The sequence below is a fragment of the Methanocalculus chunghsingensis genome (assembly GCF_018132105.1).
GTDB classification, from domain to species: Archaea; Halobacteriota; Methanomicrobia; order Methanomicrobiales; family Methanocorpusculaceae; genus Methanocalculus; species Methanocalculus chunghsingensis.
In genome coordinates this window covers 153748-169166 of the sequence record NZ_JWHL01000001.1, presented here as the reverse complement: position 1 = coordinate 169166, position 15419 = coordinate 153748, and the positions used below count along the sequence as shown (strand labels likewise).

21 protein-coding genes are annotated in these 15419 nt (G+C 52.1%); 8 read left to right on the top strand and 13 right to left on the bottom strand.

Going from position 1 to position 15419, the window contains the following annotated elements; all coding sequences use genetic code 11:
- Positions 1–22: 22 nt before the first annotated feature.
- Positions 23–997, top strand: coding sequence for an Rpn family recombination-promoting nuclease/putative transposase (locus RJ53_RS00920; RefSeq protein WP_246495911.1), 975 nt, complete (start codon positions 23–25; stop codon positions 995–997).
- 122 nt (positions 998–1119) lie between these two features.
- Here the strand turns inward: RJ53_RS00920 and RJ53_RS00915 are convergent, their stop codons facing one another.
- A complete protein-coding gene (locus tag RJ53_RS00915; RefSeq protein ID WP_211529724.1) occupies positions 1120–1614 on the bottom strand; it encodes a ferritin-like domain-containing protein in 495 nt (164 codons plus the stop codon).
- 117 nt (positions 1615–1731) lie between these two features.
- Here RJ53_RS00915 and trxA point away from each other — a divergent pair, with 117 nt between their 5' ends.
- Genes trxA through RJ53_RS00900 form a run of 3 tightly spaced genes read left to right on the top strand, consistent with a single transcriptional unit; the run spans position 1732 to position 3142 of the window.
- Positions 1732–2001, top strand: a complete 270-nt coding sequence (gene trxA, locus RJ53_RS00910) for a thioredoxin (RefSeq protein ID WP_211529723.1) — start codon at positions 1732–1734, stop codon at positions 1999–2001.
- On the top strand, positions 2001–2624 hold the full coding sequence (locus RJ53_RS00905) for an endonuclease III domain-containing protein (RefSeq protein WP_211529722.1): 624 nt from the start codon (positions 2001–2003) through the stop codon (positions 2622–2624). The genes trxA and RJ53_RS00905 overlap by 1 nt, the downstream gene beginning before the upstream one ends.
- Positions 2597–3142 (top strand): aldolase, encoded by a 546-nt coding sequence (locus RJ53_RS00900; RefSeq protein ID WP_211529721.1) that lies wholly within the window; start codon positions 2597–2599, stop codon positions 3140–3142. Before RJ53_RS00905 ends, RJ53_RS00900 begins: the two co-directional genes overlap by 28 nt.
- On the opposite strand, the gene aglJ is transcribed toward RJ53_RS00900, so the two are convergent.
- The gene (gene aglJ / locus RJ53_RS00895; protein WP_211529720.1) at positions 3123–4061 is read right to left on the bottom strand and encodes an S-layer glycoprotein N-glycosyltransferase AglJ; all 939 of its coding nucleotides are present in this window, start codon (positions 4059–4061) and stop codon (positions 3123–3125) included. The two genes, RJ53_RS00900 and aglJ, sit on opposite strands and share 20 nt — an antisense overlap.
- Positions 4062–4100: 39 nt before the next feature.
- On the opposite strand from aglJ, the gene RJ53_RS00890 reads away from it, so the two are divergent.
- Positions 4101–4670, top strand: coding sequence for an endonuclease dU (locus RJ53_RS00890; protein WP_211529719.1), 570 nt, complete (start codon positions 4101–4103; stop codon positions 4668–4670).
- Here RJ53_RS00890 and RJ53_RS00885 read toward each other — a convergent pair.
- From RJ53_RS00885 to RJ53_RS00855, 7 genes are read right to left on the bottom strand one after another with little or no spacing between them, the layout of a single operon-like run.
- On the bottom strand, positions 4642–5154 hold the full coding sequence (locus RJ53_RS00885; protein ID WP_211529718.1) for a type IV pilin: 513 nt from the start codon (positions 5152–5154) through the stop codon (positions 4642–4644). The two genes, RJ53_RS00890 and RJ53_RS00885, sit on opposite strands and share 29 nt — an antisense overlap.
- 60 nt (positions 5155–5214) lie before the next feature.
- Positions 5215–5562: a helix-turn-helix transcriptional regulator gene (locus tag RJ53_RS00880; protein ID WP_211529717.1), complete on the bottom strand. Its 348-nt coding sequence runs from the start codon at positions 5560–5562 to the stop codon at positions 5215–5217.
- A gap of 4 nt (positions 5563–5566) precedes the next feature.
- Positions 5567–5803 carry an LSM domain-containing protein gene (locus tag RJ53_RS00875; protein WP_211529716.1) on the bottom strand — a complete coding sequence of 79 codons (237 nt, stop codon included), beginning with the start codon at positions 5801–5803 and terminating at the stop codon, positions 5567–5569.
- Positions 5804–5849: 46 nt separating this feature from the next.
- The gene (locus RJ53_RS00870) at positions 5850–6779 is read right to left on the bottom strand and encodes a fructose 1,6-bisphosphatase (protein WP_211529715.1); all 930 of its coding nucleotides are present in this window, start codon (positions 6777–6779) and stop codon (positions 5850–5852) included.
- Positions 6780–6785: 6 nt separating this feature from the next.
- Positions 6786–7676 (bottom strand): class 1 fructose-bisphosphatase, encoded by an 891-nt coding sequence (locus tag RJ53_RS00865; protein ID WP_211529714.1) that lies wholly within the window; start codon positions 7674–7676, stop codon positions 6786–6788.
- A 38-nt stretch (positions 7677–7714) separates the two neighbouring features.
- On the bottom strand, positions 7715–8350 hold the full coding sequence (locus RJ53_RS00860) for a TfuA-related McrA-glycine thioamidation protein (RefSeq protein WP_211529713.1): 636 nt from the start codon (positions 8348–8350) through the stop codon (positions 7715–7717).
- Entirely contained in the window at positions 8307–9524 is a 1218-nt protein-coding gene (locus tag RJ53_RS00855; RefSeq protein ID WP_211529712.1) for a YcaO-related McrA-glycine thioamidation protein, read from the bottom strand. Before RJ53_RS00855 ends, RJ53_RS00860 begins: the two co-directional genes overlap by 44 nt.
- A gap of 114 nt (positions 9525–9638) precedes the next feature.
- On the opposite strand from RJ53_RS00855, the gene RJ53_RS00850 reads away from it, so the two are divergent.
- The 3 genes from RJ53_RS00850 to RJ53_RS00840 are packed head-to-tail and all read left to right on the top strand — an operon-like array spanning position 9639 to position 12151.
- Complete coding sequence (locus RJ53_RS00850) at positions 9639–10358, top strand: heparan-alpha-glucosaminide N-acetyltransferase (protein ID WP_211529711.1); 720 nt, start codon at positions 9639–9641, stop codon at positions 10356–10358.
- Positions 10359–10414: 56 nt separating this feature from the next.
- Positions 10415–11914 carry a methanogenesis marker 14 protein gene (locus RJ53_RS00845; RefSeq protein WP_211529710.1) on the top strand — a complete coding sequence of 500 codons (1500 nt, stop codon included), beginning with the start codon at positions 10415–10417 and terminating at the stop codon, positions 11912–11914.
- Positions 11915–11920: 6 nt separating this feature from the next.
- Positions 11921–12151: a hypothetical protein gene (locus tag RJ53_RS00840; RefSeq protein ID WP_211529709.1), complete on the top strand. Its 231-nt coding sequence runs from the start codon at positions 11921–11923 to the stop codon at positions 12149–12151.
- On the opposite strand, the gene argF is transcribed toward RJ53_RS00840, so the two are convergent.
- Genes argF through RJ53_RS00820 form a run of 4 tightly spaced genes read right to left on the bottom strand, consistent with a single transcriptional unit; the run spans position 12148 to position 15384 of the window.
- A complete protein-coding gene (gene argF / locus RJ53_RS00835; RefSeq protein WP_211529708.1) occupies positions 12148–13062 on the bottom strand; it encodes an ornithine carbamoyltransferase in 915 nt (304 codons plus the stop codon). The genes RJ53_RS00840 and argF overlap by 4 nt on opposite strands.
- Positions 13059–14351 (bottom strand): phosphoribosylamine--glycine ligase, encoded by a 1293-nt coding sequence (gene purD, locus RJ53_RS00830; protein WP_211529707.1) that lies wholly within the window; start codon positions 14349–14351, stop codon positions 13059–13061. The genes argF and purD overlap by 4 nt, the downstream gene beginning before the upstream one ends.
- Positions 14352–14380: 29 nt before the next feature.
- Positions 14381–14890 (bottom strand): orotate phosphoribosyltransferase, encoded by a 510-nt coding sequence (pyrE, locus tag RJ53_RS00825; RefSeq protein ID WP_211529706.1) that lies wholly within the window; start codon positions 14888–14890, stop codon positions 14381–14383.
- Positions 14884–15384, bottom strand: coding sequence for a CDP-2,3-bis-(O-geranylgeranyl)-sn-glycerol synthase (locus tag RJ53_RS00820; protein ID WP_246495924.1), 501 nt, complete (start codon positions 15382–15384; stop codon positions 14884–14886). Before RJ53_RS00820 ends, pyrE begins: the two co-directional genes overlap by 7 nt.
- Between the last annotated feature and the right edge of the window lie 35 nt (positions 15385–15419).

The window sequence follows — 15419 nt, the reverse complement described above, 5'->3', positions numbered from 1 at the left end:
CTTCCAGAAGAGAACAAGGGAGTTGGGAACAATCACAGATTCAGATCATTCGTATAAACGCCTCTTCAGCCACAAAGAGATGATGGCAGACCTCATTTCCGGATTTCTTCATCCTGAATTTGCCTCGTCCTGTGACTTTGCGACACTGAAGCGGTGTAATGGCAGCTATGTGACTGATGATCTCAGGGATCGTGAAGACGATTGTATCTGGAGTGTTCGGTACGATGACCGGACGCTGATCATCTACCTCTTAATAGAGTTCCAATCCACGCCCGATCCGACGATGCCGATCAGGATCATGTCCTACATGGCGCTCCTCTGGCAGGATCTGATACGAACAGGGAGGCACTCAGCACGAAGACCATTGCCGGGGATCCTTCCGATCGTCCTCTATAATGGGGAGAGTCCCTGGAACGTGCCGGATGACATCGGTGCAAACATCCTGATGCCGGATCCCATCCTCAGGTTCCGGCCGTCGGTTCCGTATCTTGTGGTAGACGAACTGCGGCTCTCACTGCATCATCTCGTCGAAACGAGAAATCTTGCTGCAAGCCTCTTTGGCCTTGAGCAGTCATCCGGAAATGATGATCTCTTCCTTCTTGGCCAGAGGCTGAACGCATGGATGAAAAAGGACCCAAAACTCGATCCTCTGCGAGGCGATTTCTCGCTATTCTTTGAGAATACCTTAAAGACAGATGAATATAAACCACTACCAAATCCGTTTTGTGGGGAGACTATGTTAGCAGAAAAGGTAAAACGATGGACCGCTGAGCTGAAGGCAGAGGCAATAGCTGAAGGGAAAGCTGAAGGGAAAGCTGAAGGAAAGGCGGAGGGGAAGGCTGAAGGGAAGGCTGAAGGGAAGGCTGAAGGGAAATTAGAGGGTAAGGTGGAGGAGCGGCGGACAATTCTCCGGAGGATGAAGGCGTTTGGGATGTCCATCGGTGAGATCGCAGAGATCACCGGACTACCGGAAGATGAGATTCGCCATCTGATCTGAATCTCCGCTACCCATCAGCCGATCAAAGTTCACAAACCTGATCTGATTTCCTCTCCATCTTTTCAGGTCAGATCCGGGGAAAAGGCTTCAAACTCAAAAAAAATAAAAAAGAAGATCACCATTCAATCCCGGATAATGGCATCCAGATCCTCAAGCAGACTCTGGAGATCCTCCTCATGCTCAATCTCATCTGCCAGAATACCTAACACCATCGTATAGGTGATCGGATCAGAATCCTTCGTAATCGAGAGGAGATTATTATAGGTCTCGATCGCGCACTGCTCTCCTTTGATGTTCTGCTTAAGCACCTCCTTGACAAATGGGTTTGTGGGCGCTTCATATCCGCAGTTGGTCTTCTCATACCATGCCTTCGGCTCAAGGACCGGCGTCCCCCCAAGCTGCACGATCCGGGTTGCGATGAGATCGGCGTGACCAAGCTCCTCGGTCGCATGGAGTGTCAGCTCAGAGATGACTGCATCCTTCGTCGGCCCTGTTATCACCTTTGATCCGATCCAGTACTGGTAGTACGCGAGCCATTCATCAGCGAGGGCACGGTTGAGGAGCATAATAAGCTCATCAACATTCATACCGACAATCATTCTTCCTTTTGTTCCCATGATATACCTCGAAATGAATGATACGCATTCTTATTTATATATAATTTACCTCGATGAAATAATTGGAAATGGTAATCTTTATTACCCCTATCATCGACTGTACGAGTAGGTATTTCCATGAGCAGACCAGTTCTTATTGACTTTTATGCCACCTGGTGTGGACCGTGCAAGATGCAGACTCCGTATATTGAAGAAGTAGGGAAACAACTCGGAGATGCTGTTGAGATTAAAAAGCTCGATGTCGATCACCACATGGATCTCGCAGGGAAGTATCAGATTCAGGTCGTTCCCACACTGATCATTGAAAAAGATGGGGCTGTTATGCATAAACTCGAGGGAGTAACAGATGCGGGCCGTCTCATGGAGCTCTTGAAACCGCTAATCTGATGAGTGAGAGAGACAGATTACACAATCTCATTTCTTTTTTTGATGAAAGATACGGATATATCGACTGGTGGAACGCCGGATTCGATGAGGTCGTCATCGGCGCAATCCTCACCCAGCAGACACGATGGGAGAATGTCAGATCTGCATGTAGAAACCTGGCAGATGCCAACCTTCTGAACCTCCAGGCGATCTGTACTGCAGACCCGGAGCAGATCGAAGCCTGTATCCGGTGCACCGGCTTCTACCGCATCAAGACAGCCCGGCTCCGGAGGCTCGCCAGATTCATCATACACGACCTGGGCGAGACGATCAAAGAGATGCCAACGGATGAACTCAGGCAGGCACTCCTTACAATAAATGGTGTCGGTGAAGAGACCGCAGACAGTATCCTCTGTTATGGTCTCTTCCGGGAAACATTCGTCATCGATGCCTATACCAGGAAGATATGCCGGTGTGCCGGGATCACCCTCCCGGATAGAGATCTCAGAAGACTCTTTCTGAAACTCCTGGACCATGACAACAATCGTCTCAGATCCTGTCATGGTCAGATCGTCGAATATGCAAAAGAACATTGTACAGCAAAGAAGTGTACACCATGCAACATACCAGCTTTGAACGGATAGGCCGGCGACTCTTTGTGGAGGGTCTGGTCGGTGGCAATTTTGGAAATATGAGTGTGAGAACAGAAAAAGGATACCTGATTACCAGGAGCGGATCGTATCTGGATGAACCAGGTGATCTCATCTTCGTCCAGGATGGAGAAGAGGTTCCAAAAGACGCCTCAAGCGAGTACCGGGTCCATCAGGCGATCTACAGGGATACCCCGCATAGGGCCATCGTGCATGCCCATCCATCCTGTGCTGTCGCCGCATCCCTCCTGCTGGATTGGATCATCCCACAGGATAGTGAAGGGATGATGCTTGCTCCGGAGATCCCGGTCATTGCAGGAAAACCGGGAACAGAAGAGCTTGCAGAGAATGTCGCTTCCGCCCTGAAAAAAACGAATATCGTTCTCGCTAAAGGCCATGGAACCTTTGCCGCAGGAAAAACACTGGATGAAGCATATCTCTACACATCCTTAACAGAGCATGCCACCCGTGTCCTCTTCTATGCGGGCAGGCTCACTCCATCTTTCTCTTGAGCTTTTCAAGCTCTTCCCGCACTTTTTTCAGCTCCTGTGTCGTCTCACGGTGAAACGCCAGGAAGAGATCGCCGAGGAGTCCAAACATCGTGATCATCAGCCCGGCCATGATAAGGAGGACCGTCAGGATCGTCATCGGGATCCGTTCGATATTCTGGAACCACTCATAGACGACATAAACGCCGAGGAGTCCGCCTGCTACCGTAAGGAGCATACCGATCAGGCCGAAGTAGAAGAGGGGGTTTGCCACCTTGGCAAGGCGATAGATCGTCCTGATGATCTTATAGCCATCACGAAACGGATGGAGCTTCGTCGGCGTGCCGGGCCGTTCGCAGTAGCTCACCGGAATAACGACGACCTTCAGATCATTCCTGACGACCTCGACGGCGATCTCAGTCTCGATCTCAAATCCGGTCTCCTTCAGATTGAGCCTCTCCAGGGACTCCTGTGTAAAGGCCCGGTAGCCGGAGAGGATATCCTGAAGATACGCGCCATGTGCCCATTTGAAGAGGACATTAATGACGTGGTTCCCAAAGTGATTCAGCCGGGTCAAAGCCCCCTCATCACAGGCGGTGAGGCGATCACCGATGACATGATCGGCCCCCTCGTCAAGCGGGGCGAGCATTCGATCTGCATCAGATGGCGCATATGTTCCATCGCCATCCAGCATCAGGATATAGGGCTCTTCAATCAATGAGAAGGCCTCGATGATGGCAGTTCCCTTCCCCTTCCCGGACTGACGCACAACGCGGGCTCCGGCAGCCTCAGCCGCCTGGACAGTTCCATCCGTGCTGTTCCCATCGATGACAAAAATATGGTCAAAACCCATCTCCCTGAAGTCCTGGATCAGGGGGGTGATGGTGAGAACTTCATTGAGTGTGGGGATAAGGATGCAGACATCCTCTCTCTCGATGGCCATTGTACAATAATTAATAAGTCCACTCTGATAATGGCTTTCATGCATCCTGAAAAATCCGGCACCCGGATTCTCGGCATTGCAGAGAGCTTCAGGGGAAGCAAACGATCCATCCTGGCAGGGATCGTGATGCGGCGGGATCTCCGGATCGATGGTGCCGCACTGGAAACCATCACTGTTGGAGGGATGGATGCAACAGATGCCATCATACGGCTCTATGAGGCGTTGAACCGATCAGATATCAACCTTATCCTCATCTCAGGGGCCGCGATCGCCTGGTATAATATCATCAATCCCGAGATCATCAGCCAGACAACAGACCGGCCTGTTATCATCATAACCTATGAGGAGTCGGACGGGTTATGTGATGCACTCCGGCACCATTTCCCCGGCGATGCAGAGAGATTTGCCGCATATAAAACACTCCGGGAACGGGATCCCGTCCACCTCCATACCGGCCATACGGTCTATCTCAGGCGAGCCGGCATCTCCCGGATTACCGCTGAACAGATCATAAACCAGATCACTCTTGACGGAAAAGTGCCGGAGCCGGTCAGGGTTGCACGGCTCATCGCACGATCAGTCATGCGATCATCTCAGACCGGGATATGATGCCCCCATCCTCCTTATGATAGACATCGAGCCTGACGAGATCACCAGGCCTGAAGGTGCCATCCGTCAGATCAAGATAGATAGGCGCTCCCGGATACCAGTAGTGCCCCGTCGAACCGATGCCCCAGAGGCGTTGCACACCGATATGGTACGATGCTATGAACAGATGCGAATTCATCGTCATGATATTTGAATGGGTCGGCTGATCATTGACGAAGATCTCTGCCCTGAGATCATCACTCCGGTAGACGGCAGTGCCGGCATGCATAATCGTCACCCTGCTGTCATAATTCAGTGTTCCGGTCTCACAATGATGCTTCAGCTCGGTGATCGCAAATATCTCCGGCGGCCCCTTTGAAAAGGATGGCCAGAGCGGGATATGGAGCATCAGGAGGAGGAGAAGGGCGAGTATGACGGTGATGGCAACAAGGAGCATCACCGCATGGATCTGGCAGACCCCCTCCTCAGGGACGGGTTGATTCACCCCATACTATTATCAATCCGGATATTTATCCGGGATCAATTGATCCAAAAAAAGAGGTGATCACTCCTCGAAATCAGAAACAGCGAGCTCGTACATCCAGTCGAGGAGGAGTTCACAGCTCTCAACAGTGCACTCACGTTCGCATCCGACACAGGGGACGAGATGATCGCCTGCCATTAAAAGCAGGGGATCAATCACCCGTTTCTTTGTGGATTTGAGAAGATATGTCTTAATTCCGTTTTTTCGAAACTCGTGCCGTTCGACCATCCCCAGGTCAACGAGCCGCTTGACAATCCGGGAACACTTCCTCGAATCGACATCAAGGAGCTTCCAGAGTTCACTCTGGAGTACTCCGTCACTCTTCGACTGGATCACCCGGAGTGCTTCGTCGAACAGTTCGTCAGTCATAAGCTCAGAGAACTGGTGCGATACTCAGTATGTTGTTCCCGCGGATCACGACACAGCCGAGGTTTCTCTCCCTGGATTCCTCTGCGATCTCTGTCGCATCCTCCATATGGAGGTTCAGGTATTCATCGACTGCAATAAGCCTTCCCTGAAATTTCCGGCCATCATCCTTAATTTCAACGATAATCCGGGATTCAACCAGAGAATTGACTTTTTTTATCGGCAACACGATACTTGAGACCATTATGGATAATATGGGATCCTACACAGATTAAGCTTTTCATGAGATCTCAGAGAAATGGATCAAAGGGCCCATGTGATCGGGCGTATCCGGTTATATCAGCACCGAGCCGCCGTACCTGATCAAGGGCCGGATCATCAAAGAAATCAGCAGGACCGACCAGCCGGCCATCCGCAATCGAGAAGCCGAGGGAGACGATCCGTGGAGGGCCACCTGAACGCGACCCCTGGGCATCACAGAGAGAGACCGGGAGAAGAGGCATCATCGTTCTTCCGGGAGATCGGACCATGCAGGGTACCGAAAAGGGCTCGATGATCTCACCGGGATCGGGGAAGATCCCCCCCGACCGGACGATCAGCCCGGCTGATCCGGCTTCCTGAGGAGTGGTAACAGATGCCGCAGGCTCCCCGTCCCTCCGGCTGATCCTGAGAACCCTGGCATCCCGGGGTTTACGTATCAACGATAAGAGGCGATAGGTATCCTCCGGCAGACTGGCGACACCATCCCCGGAGAGGTGGAAGACGAACCCTTCACGGAGCGCATCCTCGGTCACCAGCCTGGTTGTTCCGAAGGGGTCTCCAAAGATCCGAAAGAGATGGAGGTTATAGAGGTCGATGGACGGGAGATCAGAGAGAAAGACGAGGATGGTCTCCCGATCCCGCTCAGAAAATGTCAGTCTGGCAGAGGCGAACAGGGGATCAGAGATCCCAGATGAGATCCCTTTTCTGTCAAGATACTCCCTGCACGAGGTGATGACATTGGCAACCAGATCCTGAAGATGATCCATTGAATCCCGGTGTATCAGAAGAAATGCAACCGCATCACCACACCTGAAGACGAATGAGTCGATGATCACCCCCCCTTCCTCCTTCCTGAGGAGCCGTGTTGCAATCTCAAGCATCCCGGGATGTGCACGGTGTACACCCGCAAACCCGCCCAGGCGGGCGGAGATGAGGGTACAGGAGAGAGGGTCAGCCATTACCAGCTACTCCTCCATCGACTCGAGCCGCTCGATGAGACCCCTGCTCCCGACATAAATCGGGATCTTCTGATGAACATCGGTAGGAAGAATATCGAGGATATCAGTGAAGCCATCGCTGATCCTCCCCCCTGCCTGCATGGCGAGGAAACCGATCGGTTGCGCCTCAAAGACGAGTCTGAGTTTTCCCTCGGGTCTCCCTCTGGACGCCGGATAAGCATAGAGACCCCCGTACTTCAGGATCTGGTGAAAGTCGGCAACAAAGGATCCCGAGTACCGGACCTTCCCCCCGCCATCCTCAATTGAGGTGATGAACGCGGTATGCTTCCCGGTCCACTCAGGCCGGGTACCGCCGCTCCCATAAATACTCCCTTCCGGCATACGGATTCCATCCTCCATCAGGAGGAAGCGGCCATCATCTGCGAGTGCAAAAGTAGCAACGCCAGATCCGATGGATAGGGTGAGGGTCGTCATCGGTCCGTAAAGAAGGTAGAGGGCGGCGGCGAGATTCCGCCCCTTCTGAAGGATGGGTCCTTTATAAATACCAAAGATTGATCCGACCGCGAGATTGACAGCAATCAGTGACGAGCCATCGAGAGGATCCATCACGACCGTATAGTCTGAACAGCTCCCGGGGCATTCAACAACCTCATCCTGCTCCTCTGAAGCAATCCTGGAGACGAGCCCTGATCCCTTCATTACCCTGATCAGATGGTCATCTGCCCATGCATCCAGTTCCGCCTGAACCTCACCCGATGAGTTGAGGGTCGTTGCATAGCTCTGGTTTGCGATGAAAGCGCCCCGGATCGGATCTGCCTGGTCTGCAATGAGAGAGATGAGACGGCCAAGATCCTCATCGCACCCATGTTCTCTGAGATACTCCTGTACGGTAATCATAAGCCTGGGAAGATCATTGTGGGAACGCCGACTTAATGCTATCCGATCACTGCCGCAACCCGCTCCAATGCTTCGATCGCGTCACCCCGTTTCTGATCAACTGCTGATCTTTCAGTAAACGCAACAAAAGCGCCTCTCCTGTCTGAAGATAACATACCGGCTATCCGGTCATATGTCCGCTCAGGATAGAAGAGATCGATGGCGGTGCGGAGAAGCAACTGCCGCTCATCCTGTGTAATAATCCCCTCCTTTTCTGCCAGGCGGAGGGTACACCTGATATTGACGAGGGGATCAGAGAGGGGGCACCAGGACTCGGGATCAAAGACAAGTGCCACCTCATCATCCGATATGAGCTTTCCATCCCGGTACAGCGAGTAGATCAGGCCTACCCCCTCCATCCCAAGGGTATCAAGTTCTGCGGCCCTGAGCGCCCCCATACTTGATGCGCCGATCACCCTCTTTCCGGCTTTCAGGAGAGAGAGGATCTCACGGTGACCGACCGCTGCATCCTGGAAGAAGTACCCGTCGATGATACAGACGACAGATGCATCAGACTCGATAACGGCAAGGAGATCACCCCGCCGGACAGGGGGGAGAAACGTTGCTCCCGGGCAGATCGCCCGTGCTTCCTCATGCGGCAGGCTTGGACCGAGGAAGACGACTGCGCCTGGCATGCTTACACCTCTCTCCTATTCGTTCCTGATCCATCGCATAGACCTCAAGACCTGGCACGACAACCCGGACCACCGGGACACCCATATCAGGCCGGGTCAGATCAGAGACGATCACACGATCATATCCGGCAGAATTCAGTTTTGAACAGACATGACGAATATCGGTAAGGAGATCATCACTCGTATAGGTTGGAAGGGATGAAAACCTGATATCCCCGTTCTCACGGAACCAGTAGCCGTTGAGCCTCTTCGTCCGTTCATAGCCTATCTGCCGACGCATATCAGCAACGACCGTATCTTCCCGCGCTCCATGGATCTGAGTAAGACGGCTCTGCGCAACCTCGGTGAGGGCACGGAGGACTGCGATCTCTGGTGTTGTATGCGTCCCCATCCCCGTCACAAGGAGGGAGGGATCCAGGAGAACAGTATCATCTGCCACAGCCGCACAGGTAGGTATTCCGATGTCGCTTGTGATATCGCGGATCGTGAGATCAATTCCGGCATGAGAGAAGCGATCGATGATCTCCATGCTCATCGGATCAGATATATCGATGATCCGCTCTCCGGTATACCGTGTCGCTTCAACGATCGACCAGGCATCCCGCTCGATCACCTCCATCAGGCCATGGAAGATCGCCTCCTCAAGGGTGTTCCCTGAGGCGATCCCGTTCGTATTTGTTCTGAAGAGAGGGCTGCAGGTTTTTGCAACCGGATGGTGGACGGCATGTGCCGGGAGGAGAACCTTTTCTTCCCTGAGAATATCATATCCTGAAACCCAGGGAAGAGGGGCATCCGGATCAGCGCCCGTGGGAAGGATCAGATCCACCGGATTGACCGCCGGCTGTCTGGAGACGAGATCCGAATACCGCGCAATAGTGACCGGTGGTGCTTCCATTTCAGCAGAACACCGTTCAATCCCTTCCATGATAGCTGATACCCGCGCGGCAACCGGGGTTGCCCCTTTCCCATTATAGACAGATATGGCACCACCCGCTGCCGTCGGGCGGATACAGGAGAAGACCGGAATACCAAGACGGTCAAGACCTGTGATATCAGCAACGCGTGTAATACCGGCCTTTGGAAGGAGCGGCTCCACTCTCTCAAGCGTCGACTCCGGAGAAACCGCACGGTGGGTCTCGATCATATACCCTTTCGGGCAGGATTTCAGATGCATCTGACTCTTCTACAACATCTCTCCTGAGATGATTACTAATTTTCCCCTCAGCACCGGATTGTTTTTCCAAAAGAGAGAGTACTTTATACCACTATACAGAGAGATCTTTCGCCTATGGGGTTGGGTGCAGTCCGGGATAGTGCTCTTGATGCCACACGTGGAATCGCCCTCACCCTGATGATCATCTACCATATCCTCTTTGATCTCGCATATTTTGGGATCTACACCATCCATCCGGATATGTGGTATGCGGCAATTCCCATAGCTGGCACCTTCATCTTCATTGCCGGAATATCACTTCATCTGAAGGTAGAATCACTGAAAAGAAAGCGTAATAATTACAATGTAACCATAGCGCTTCTCCGCAGAGGTGGCTTCCTCCTTCTCATCGCATCAGGTATTACCATTGCCACATGGATCTATCCACATGAGGGGTTCATCATCTGGGGAATCCTGCATCTCATTGGTGCAGGAACGATCCTTGCTATTCCCTTTCTCAGGCTTGGCAGATGGAATATCCTTCCAGCGGCGCTGATCCTGATCATCTGGGCTTTGGTCTACCCGGTTGCCGGCCCCGACTACCTCATCCCCCTTGGCATACATACCCCTGGATTGTATAGCCTCGACTATCTTCCGATCATCCCCTGGTTTGCTCTTATTCTCCTTGGAATCGGAGCCGGATCCATCCGATATACAGAGAAGATTGTACAAAGGGAGGTGAGTAAACCGGTACAGACACTCGCCTTCATCGGCCGGAACACCCTTATCATCTATCTCATCCATCAGCCTATTATCATCGGATGCATTCTGATATTCAGTACGATAGTATTCTGACTTGCATTGAACATGAAACAGAAAGATATATTGTTCTCCCTTGAGTATCGATTAGTATGTGCGCCGGTTTTTTGAAGCGATTCTTTGGGAAGAAACCACACATCGTTCATAGCCCGCCCCCACCATCGATATCCCATGGTGCCGGCATGGTGATACCAGAATATAAGAACAAGCCGTACTTCATCGTCGCATCCATCGAGATGGGAAATACCACAACCAAATGTATTCTGACGGGAACGAGTCTGGAGACCGGATCCTGCTATGTGATCAATAAAACGGTGAGTATGAGTCGCGATGTCCGGCCGCCAAAGCCGGGGGAGGAGATCTTTGGAGCAACGCTTGACGGGACAAAACTGACACGCGAGTCGGTCACAGAACTCGTCCGTGATACGCTCATCCAGTGCCATAAAGAGGCAAACCTGAGCATCAAAGATGATCTCGACTTTGTTGTGCGGAGTACCGGCGTCGTTGCGGCGATGGAATCGCCCGAACAGATAGGTGATTTCATCATCGCACTTGCAAACGGATGCCTGGAAGCGGGCGTCCCTCCCCGGAAGATGACCCCCCCGATGTCGATTGACAATCTTCCAAAAAAGCTTCGGGAAGCAAGCTATGCCGATCGTCTCGTCTTCACCGGTGCAGTAGCGGGCGTCCTCCCCCCTGTCGGGAGTACCGGCGTTGAAATGGTGGCAAACGAGATGGAGGGGGAGCTTGCCATGGCCGGGATCAAGGAGGGGGCGAAATGGACACCGGTAGACTTCAGAAACCCCTGTTTATCGCTTGATTTTGGAACAACCCTCGATGGAAGGATCACAAGCGATGTCTCCCGGGATGCTGAGAATCCATTTGCAAAGACCATCGGGAACTTCTGCGGTCTTGCCGGCGCAATACCTGATGCCATCGTCCGGGGAACAGGTCTTGTCCAGGAGAAAACCGGAACAGCACTTGACATCTTTGGAGAGGGATTCAGTGGTGGCCGCTTCAATCTTGGCAGGAATAAGAAAGTGATAGACGAGTATGTTGATCTCTGCCATGATCATATCGACATCAGGGTTGTACCATCTGATCGGAAACGTTTTGGCAGAGTGCCGGTCTTTGCGGATGTTGCAGAGAAATCCGGGGTCGTATTGATCGGATGTGACTGCGGTGTTGATGGAGACGGGATCGACAACCTCAAAAAGATTGGTGCGGAGATCTATTCGAAATACCAGTTGCCTGTTGTGACAGAGGTGATCGATCGCGTCTGTGCCGGAATGGCATTGCGGATGATCGATATCTGTATCGAACAGAAGATGGTACCTGAGAATGCGTCAATCGGCTTTACAGGCCGGGCGGTGATATCAGGAAAGAAGCCTGATTATATCGTTGAAGGGATCACCGAACGTGAAATCTTCTCCGATCCGATCGACCACCTTGTCTTTGTCGATGATGGTCTGGCACGCGGCGCCGCATTAATGGGACGATGTATGAACTCCCTTGGAAAGCCGAAAAATCCTCTCGGCGGAGTTCGTGGAGGACCATGTATTATGAGCAAAAGGATCAAAATCGGGAGATAGCCAACAATGGAAGAAGAAGAATTATTTGACCTGATCATTCCACCAGGAGTACCAAGAACGATCATACGCGACGTCGCAACCAACTTTGATGTTGAGATCGTAAACCGCCGTGAACCTCTTTATTTCGCCAACATGGAAGGAGATGAACGTGATCTCCTTGCATTCCGTGGGAAGAAGGATGAGATTGTACGCGTTGAGGCGTACATGTTTGAGGAACTAAAAAAGTTTATTAATTAATCTCTTTTTCCGATCAAAGCAACCAGAAGAGCCTTCTGTGCATGCAGCCGGTTCTCTGCCTGATCCCAGACGGCACTCTGCGGACCATCAAGCACCTCATCTGTGATCTCTAAGCCGCGATGTGCCGGGAGACAGTGGAGGACGACTGCATCCTCTGAAGCATTGCTCATGAGCGCGCTGGTGACGCTGTACGGCGCAAACGCCTTCAGGCGTGCATCATGTTCATCCTCATTGCCCATTGAGATCCAGGTATCCGTATATACTGCATCAGCACCTGCCACCGCTTCCTCCGGAGTTTTATGGAAGGTAACATTCCCTCTGGCTTCAGCACGCCTGATACAATCCGGATCCGGCTCATACCCGGGCGGTACAGCAACAGAGACCTTCATCCCGGTCAGTATTGTTGAAAGAATCAGTGAATTACAGACATTATTGCCATCCCCGACCCACGCTAGATGGAGACCTGAGAGGTCACCGAACCGCTCCTTCAGTGTCATCAGGTCGGCAAGAATCTGGCAGGGGTGTTCTTTATCAGAGAGGCCGTTAATGACCGGGATCGTCGAATAATCCGAGAAGATTTCAATAGATCCGTGGGAGTTCGCCCGGATCATCGCCGCTGAGAGGTACCGTGAGAGGACCCGGGCGGTGTCCGGGATCGCCTCACCACGGTCAAGCTGCATATCACGGGGGTTGAGATAGAGGGCATACCCTCCCAGTTCATACATCCCGACATCAAAAGAGATGCGGGTTCTCGTCGATGACTTCTCAAAGATCATCCCGAGGGTCTTTCCATCAAGATGGTGGTGAGCCACCCCGTCAGCACGCTCCTTCTTCAGGCGGATCGCATCATCAAGAAGGGTATCGATCTCATCTGCTGTGAGATCAAGAATTGAGAGAATTGTCTGTTTCATCGTATTTCCTTCATATGGGCGATTCGGCGGGCAATGATCTCCTCTTTTCCGATATCTGACCGGTACCGTATATTTCCGGTAACCCTGGATGCCGCAGACTCAGCAGAACGCTCAGCATCTGCAAGGGTATCCCCGATACCGACAAATGCAAGAGAACGTGAGGACTGTGTATATATCGTCCCATTTTCCTGTCGGACATTGGCAAAGTAGAGGCGTGCATCATATGCAGCTGGAAGGCCGATAGCATCTCCTGCCACAGGAGTATCCGGGTATCCTGCTGGAACAACATATTTGCAGACCGTCGCCATCGGATCAAACCGGACATCAGACTGCCTGAGCGTTCCATCAGCAACCCGGGCAATGATCTCAGTGAAGCCGGACGAGAGGACCGATAGGACGTTCATCGCCTCGGGATCGCCAAATCGGGCATTGAATTCGATAACCTTGGGACCGGTTGCGGTATTCATAAACTGGCCATACAGGATACCCTGGTAGGTTGTACCTGAGTGGTCGAGTGCAGCAACAACATCATGCATGATCCGAAGGGCTGCAGCATAATCTGCATCGGTGACGAACGGGAGAGTGTGATCAGGAAGTGAATACGACCCCATACCCCCGGTATTCGGGCCGGTATCCCCCTCGAATGCCCGTTTATGATCCTGCACAAGTGGCATTGGAATGAGTGAACGGCCATCAACAAACGCCATCATCGTAAACTCTTCACCAAGGAGACGCTCCTCAATGACGACACCGCCTTCGATGGATCGCATGTACTCAATTGCGCCGGCCTGATCAACATGTTCACCCATCACCTTGACGCCTTTCCCACCGGTCAGGCCGATCGGCTTGATGACAAGATCCTCTCCATGATCCCTGATGAATGTTTCAGCATCATCATGATCATGAAAAATTCTGTACAGGGGGAGGCCATCAACGCGATACTCCTTCATTAACCGCCGGCAGAACGCTTTGTCTGTCTCTATCCGCGCTGCTGCCTGTGTGGGGCCAAGACAACCAATACCAATCTCTGCAAGCGCATCGACAAGACCCGCCATCAGCGGCGCTTCTGGTCCGATGACAGCGTAGTCGATACGCTTCTCCTTTGCATAGGATACGATAGCATCCGTATCAGTCTCTTTTTTTACCAGGGTTTCCCTGGAGAGCGAAGCGATACCAGGATTATTATTCGAGTTTACGGCATAGAGGACGGCCTCAGGGTCGCATGAGATCACCTGGGCCAGTGCATGCTCCCGTCCACCACCGCCTACAACCAGATACTGCATGGTCATGTATTTGACACACCCCTACTAATATAATATCACTCAAAGAGTGCGCTCACCCTGAGCAGAGGTAAGAGCGAAATTCCATCTTCAGCAAGCGATGCTTCTGCACCCTGCTCACGATCAACGATCGTCACCACCTGATCAATTATTGCTCCTGCCTTTCGTAATTCAAGAACACCATACACGGCAGATCCACCTGATGTCGTCACATCCTCGATAAGAAGAACCCGCTTTCCTGATACACTACCAATGATGGTATCTGCCTTCCCGTGATCTTTTCCGGTTGCACGTATGATCGCATACGGTTTCCCGGAGGCAAGGGAGACGGCAACAGCCAGGGGAACACCCCCAACGGCAACACCTGCGATACAGTCAAAGTCATACTCTTCTGCAACGATCGCGCCGATAGCAGAAAGAAGTTCAGGCTGGGTCACAGCCTGCTTGACATCCACATAATATGAGCTCTTCTGTCCGGAAGCAAGGGTAAATTCCCCAAACTCAACTGCACGGAACCTGATGAGAAGTTCCCGGAGATCTATTACCATGGTACCTCTTTAATGCCAAGTGCATAGCCAAGAAGATTTGCCCCACGGTGAAGAAGTGGGGTGATGATCAGAATTGCCAGAGCTATCGGGAGAGTGATAGTTGATATAATCCATGAGAGATTGAAGAGGACCAGCAGGATAGACGCCCCGATGACAAGGTCATACTGATCAGCAACAGGCCATTTGGCTCCCCTTTCAAGATTTCGTCTCCTTTTTAAGAAACTCTTTCCAAGATCCCCAAGGAGAGCTCCGGCAGAAAGAAGGAGTACAGAAAGCAGGGTATGCTCAGGAAGAGACGAAAGAGCCGGATATGACTGAACCGCTATCTGGAGAGAGCCGATGAACAGGCCACCACCAATACCTATGAAGAGACCCCGCCATGTCTTTCCATCGCCAAAAATTCTCCGTCCATCACGCCAGTACCGCCCCCCGTCAATAGGGTATCCACCACCGGTTGCCGCAGCTACCGGGTTTGGAACATATGCTGGCAGCATCACCCAAAGCGCGGAAATAAGGATAATAAGGAGCG

Excerpts from the sequence above, each read along its gene's own strand:
- argF (WP_211529708.1), bottom strand. The coding sequence starts at position 13,062 with ATGAAACAGACAATTCTCTCAATTCTTGATCTCACAGCAGATGAGATC.
- RJ53_RS00845 (WP_211529710.1), top strand. The coding sequence starts at position 10,415 with ATGTGCGCCGGTTTTTTGAAGCGATTCTTTGGGAAGAAACCACACATC.
- RJ53_RS00875 (WP_211529716.1), bottom strand. The coding sequence starts at position 5,803 with ATGGTCTCAAGTATCGTGTTGCCGATAAAAAAAGTCAATTCTCTGGTT.
- purD (WP_211529707.1), bottom strand. The coding sequence starts at position 14,351 with ATGACCATGCAGTATCTGGTTGTAGGCGGTGGTGGACGGGAGCATGCA.
- RJ53_RS00820 (WP_246495924.1), bottom strand. The coding sequence starts at position 15,384 with ATGCTGCCAGCATATGTTCCAAACCCGGTAGCTGCGGCAACCGGTGGT.
- RJ53_RS00880 (WP_211529717.1), bottom strand. The coding sequence starts at position 5,562 with ATGACTGACGAACTGTTCGACGAAGCACTCCGGGTGATCCAGTCGAAG.
- aglJ (WP_211529720.1), bottom strand. The coding sequence starts at position 4,061 with ATGGCCATCGAGAGAGAGGATGTCTGCATCCTTATCCCCACACTCAAT.
- RJ53_RS00905 (WP_211529722.1), top strand. The coding sequence starts at position 2,001 with ATGAGTGAGAGAGACAGATTACACAATCTCATTTCTTTTTTTGATGAA.
- RJ53_RS00850 (WP_211529711.1), top strand. The coding sequence starts at position 9,639 with ATGGGGTTGGGTGCAGTCCGGGATAGTGCTCTTGATGCCACACGTGGA.
- RJ53_RS00890 (WP_211529719.1), top strand. The coding sequence starts at position 4,101 with ATGCATCCTGAAAAATCCGGCACCCGGATTCTCGGCATTGCAGAGAGC.
- RJ53_RS00900 (WP_211529721.1), top strand. The coding sequence starts at position 2,597 with ATGCAACATACCAGCTTTGAACGGATAGGCCGGCGACTCTTTGTGGAG.
- RJ53_RS00855 (WP_211529712.1), bottom strand. The coding sequence starts at position 9,524 with ATGCATCTGAAATCCTGCCCGAAAGGGTATATGATCGAGACCCACCGT.
- RJ53_RS00915 (WP_211529724.1), bottom strand. The coding sequence starts at position 1,614 with ATGGGAACAAAAGGAAGAATGATTGTCGGTATGAATGTTGATGAGCTT.
- RJ53_RS00860 (WP_211529713.1), bottom strand. The coding sequence starts at position 8,350 with ATGCCAGGCGCAGTCGTCTTCCTCGGTCCAAGCCTGCCGCATGAGGAA.
- RJ53_RS00865 (WP_211529714.1), bottom strand. The coding sequence starts at position 7,676 with ATGATTACCGTACAGGAGTATCTCAGAGAACATGGGTGCGATGAGGAT.
- pyrE (WP_211529706.1), bottom strand. The coding sequence starts at position 14,890 with ATGGTAATAGATCTCCGGGAACTTCTCATCAGGTTCCGTGCAGTTGAG.
- RJ53_RS00870 (WP_211529715.1), bottom strand. The coding sequence starts at position 6,779 with ATGGCTGACCCTCTCTCCTGTACCCTCATCTCCGCCCGCCTGGGCGGG.
- trxA (WP_211529723.1), top strand. The coding sequence starts at position 1,732 with ATGAGCAGACCAGTTCTTATTGACTTTTATGCCACCTGGTGTGGACCG.
- RJ53_RS00840 (WP_211529709.1), top strand. The coding sequence starts at position 11,921 with ATGGAAGAAGAAGAATTATTTGACCTGATCATTCCACCAGGAGTACCA.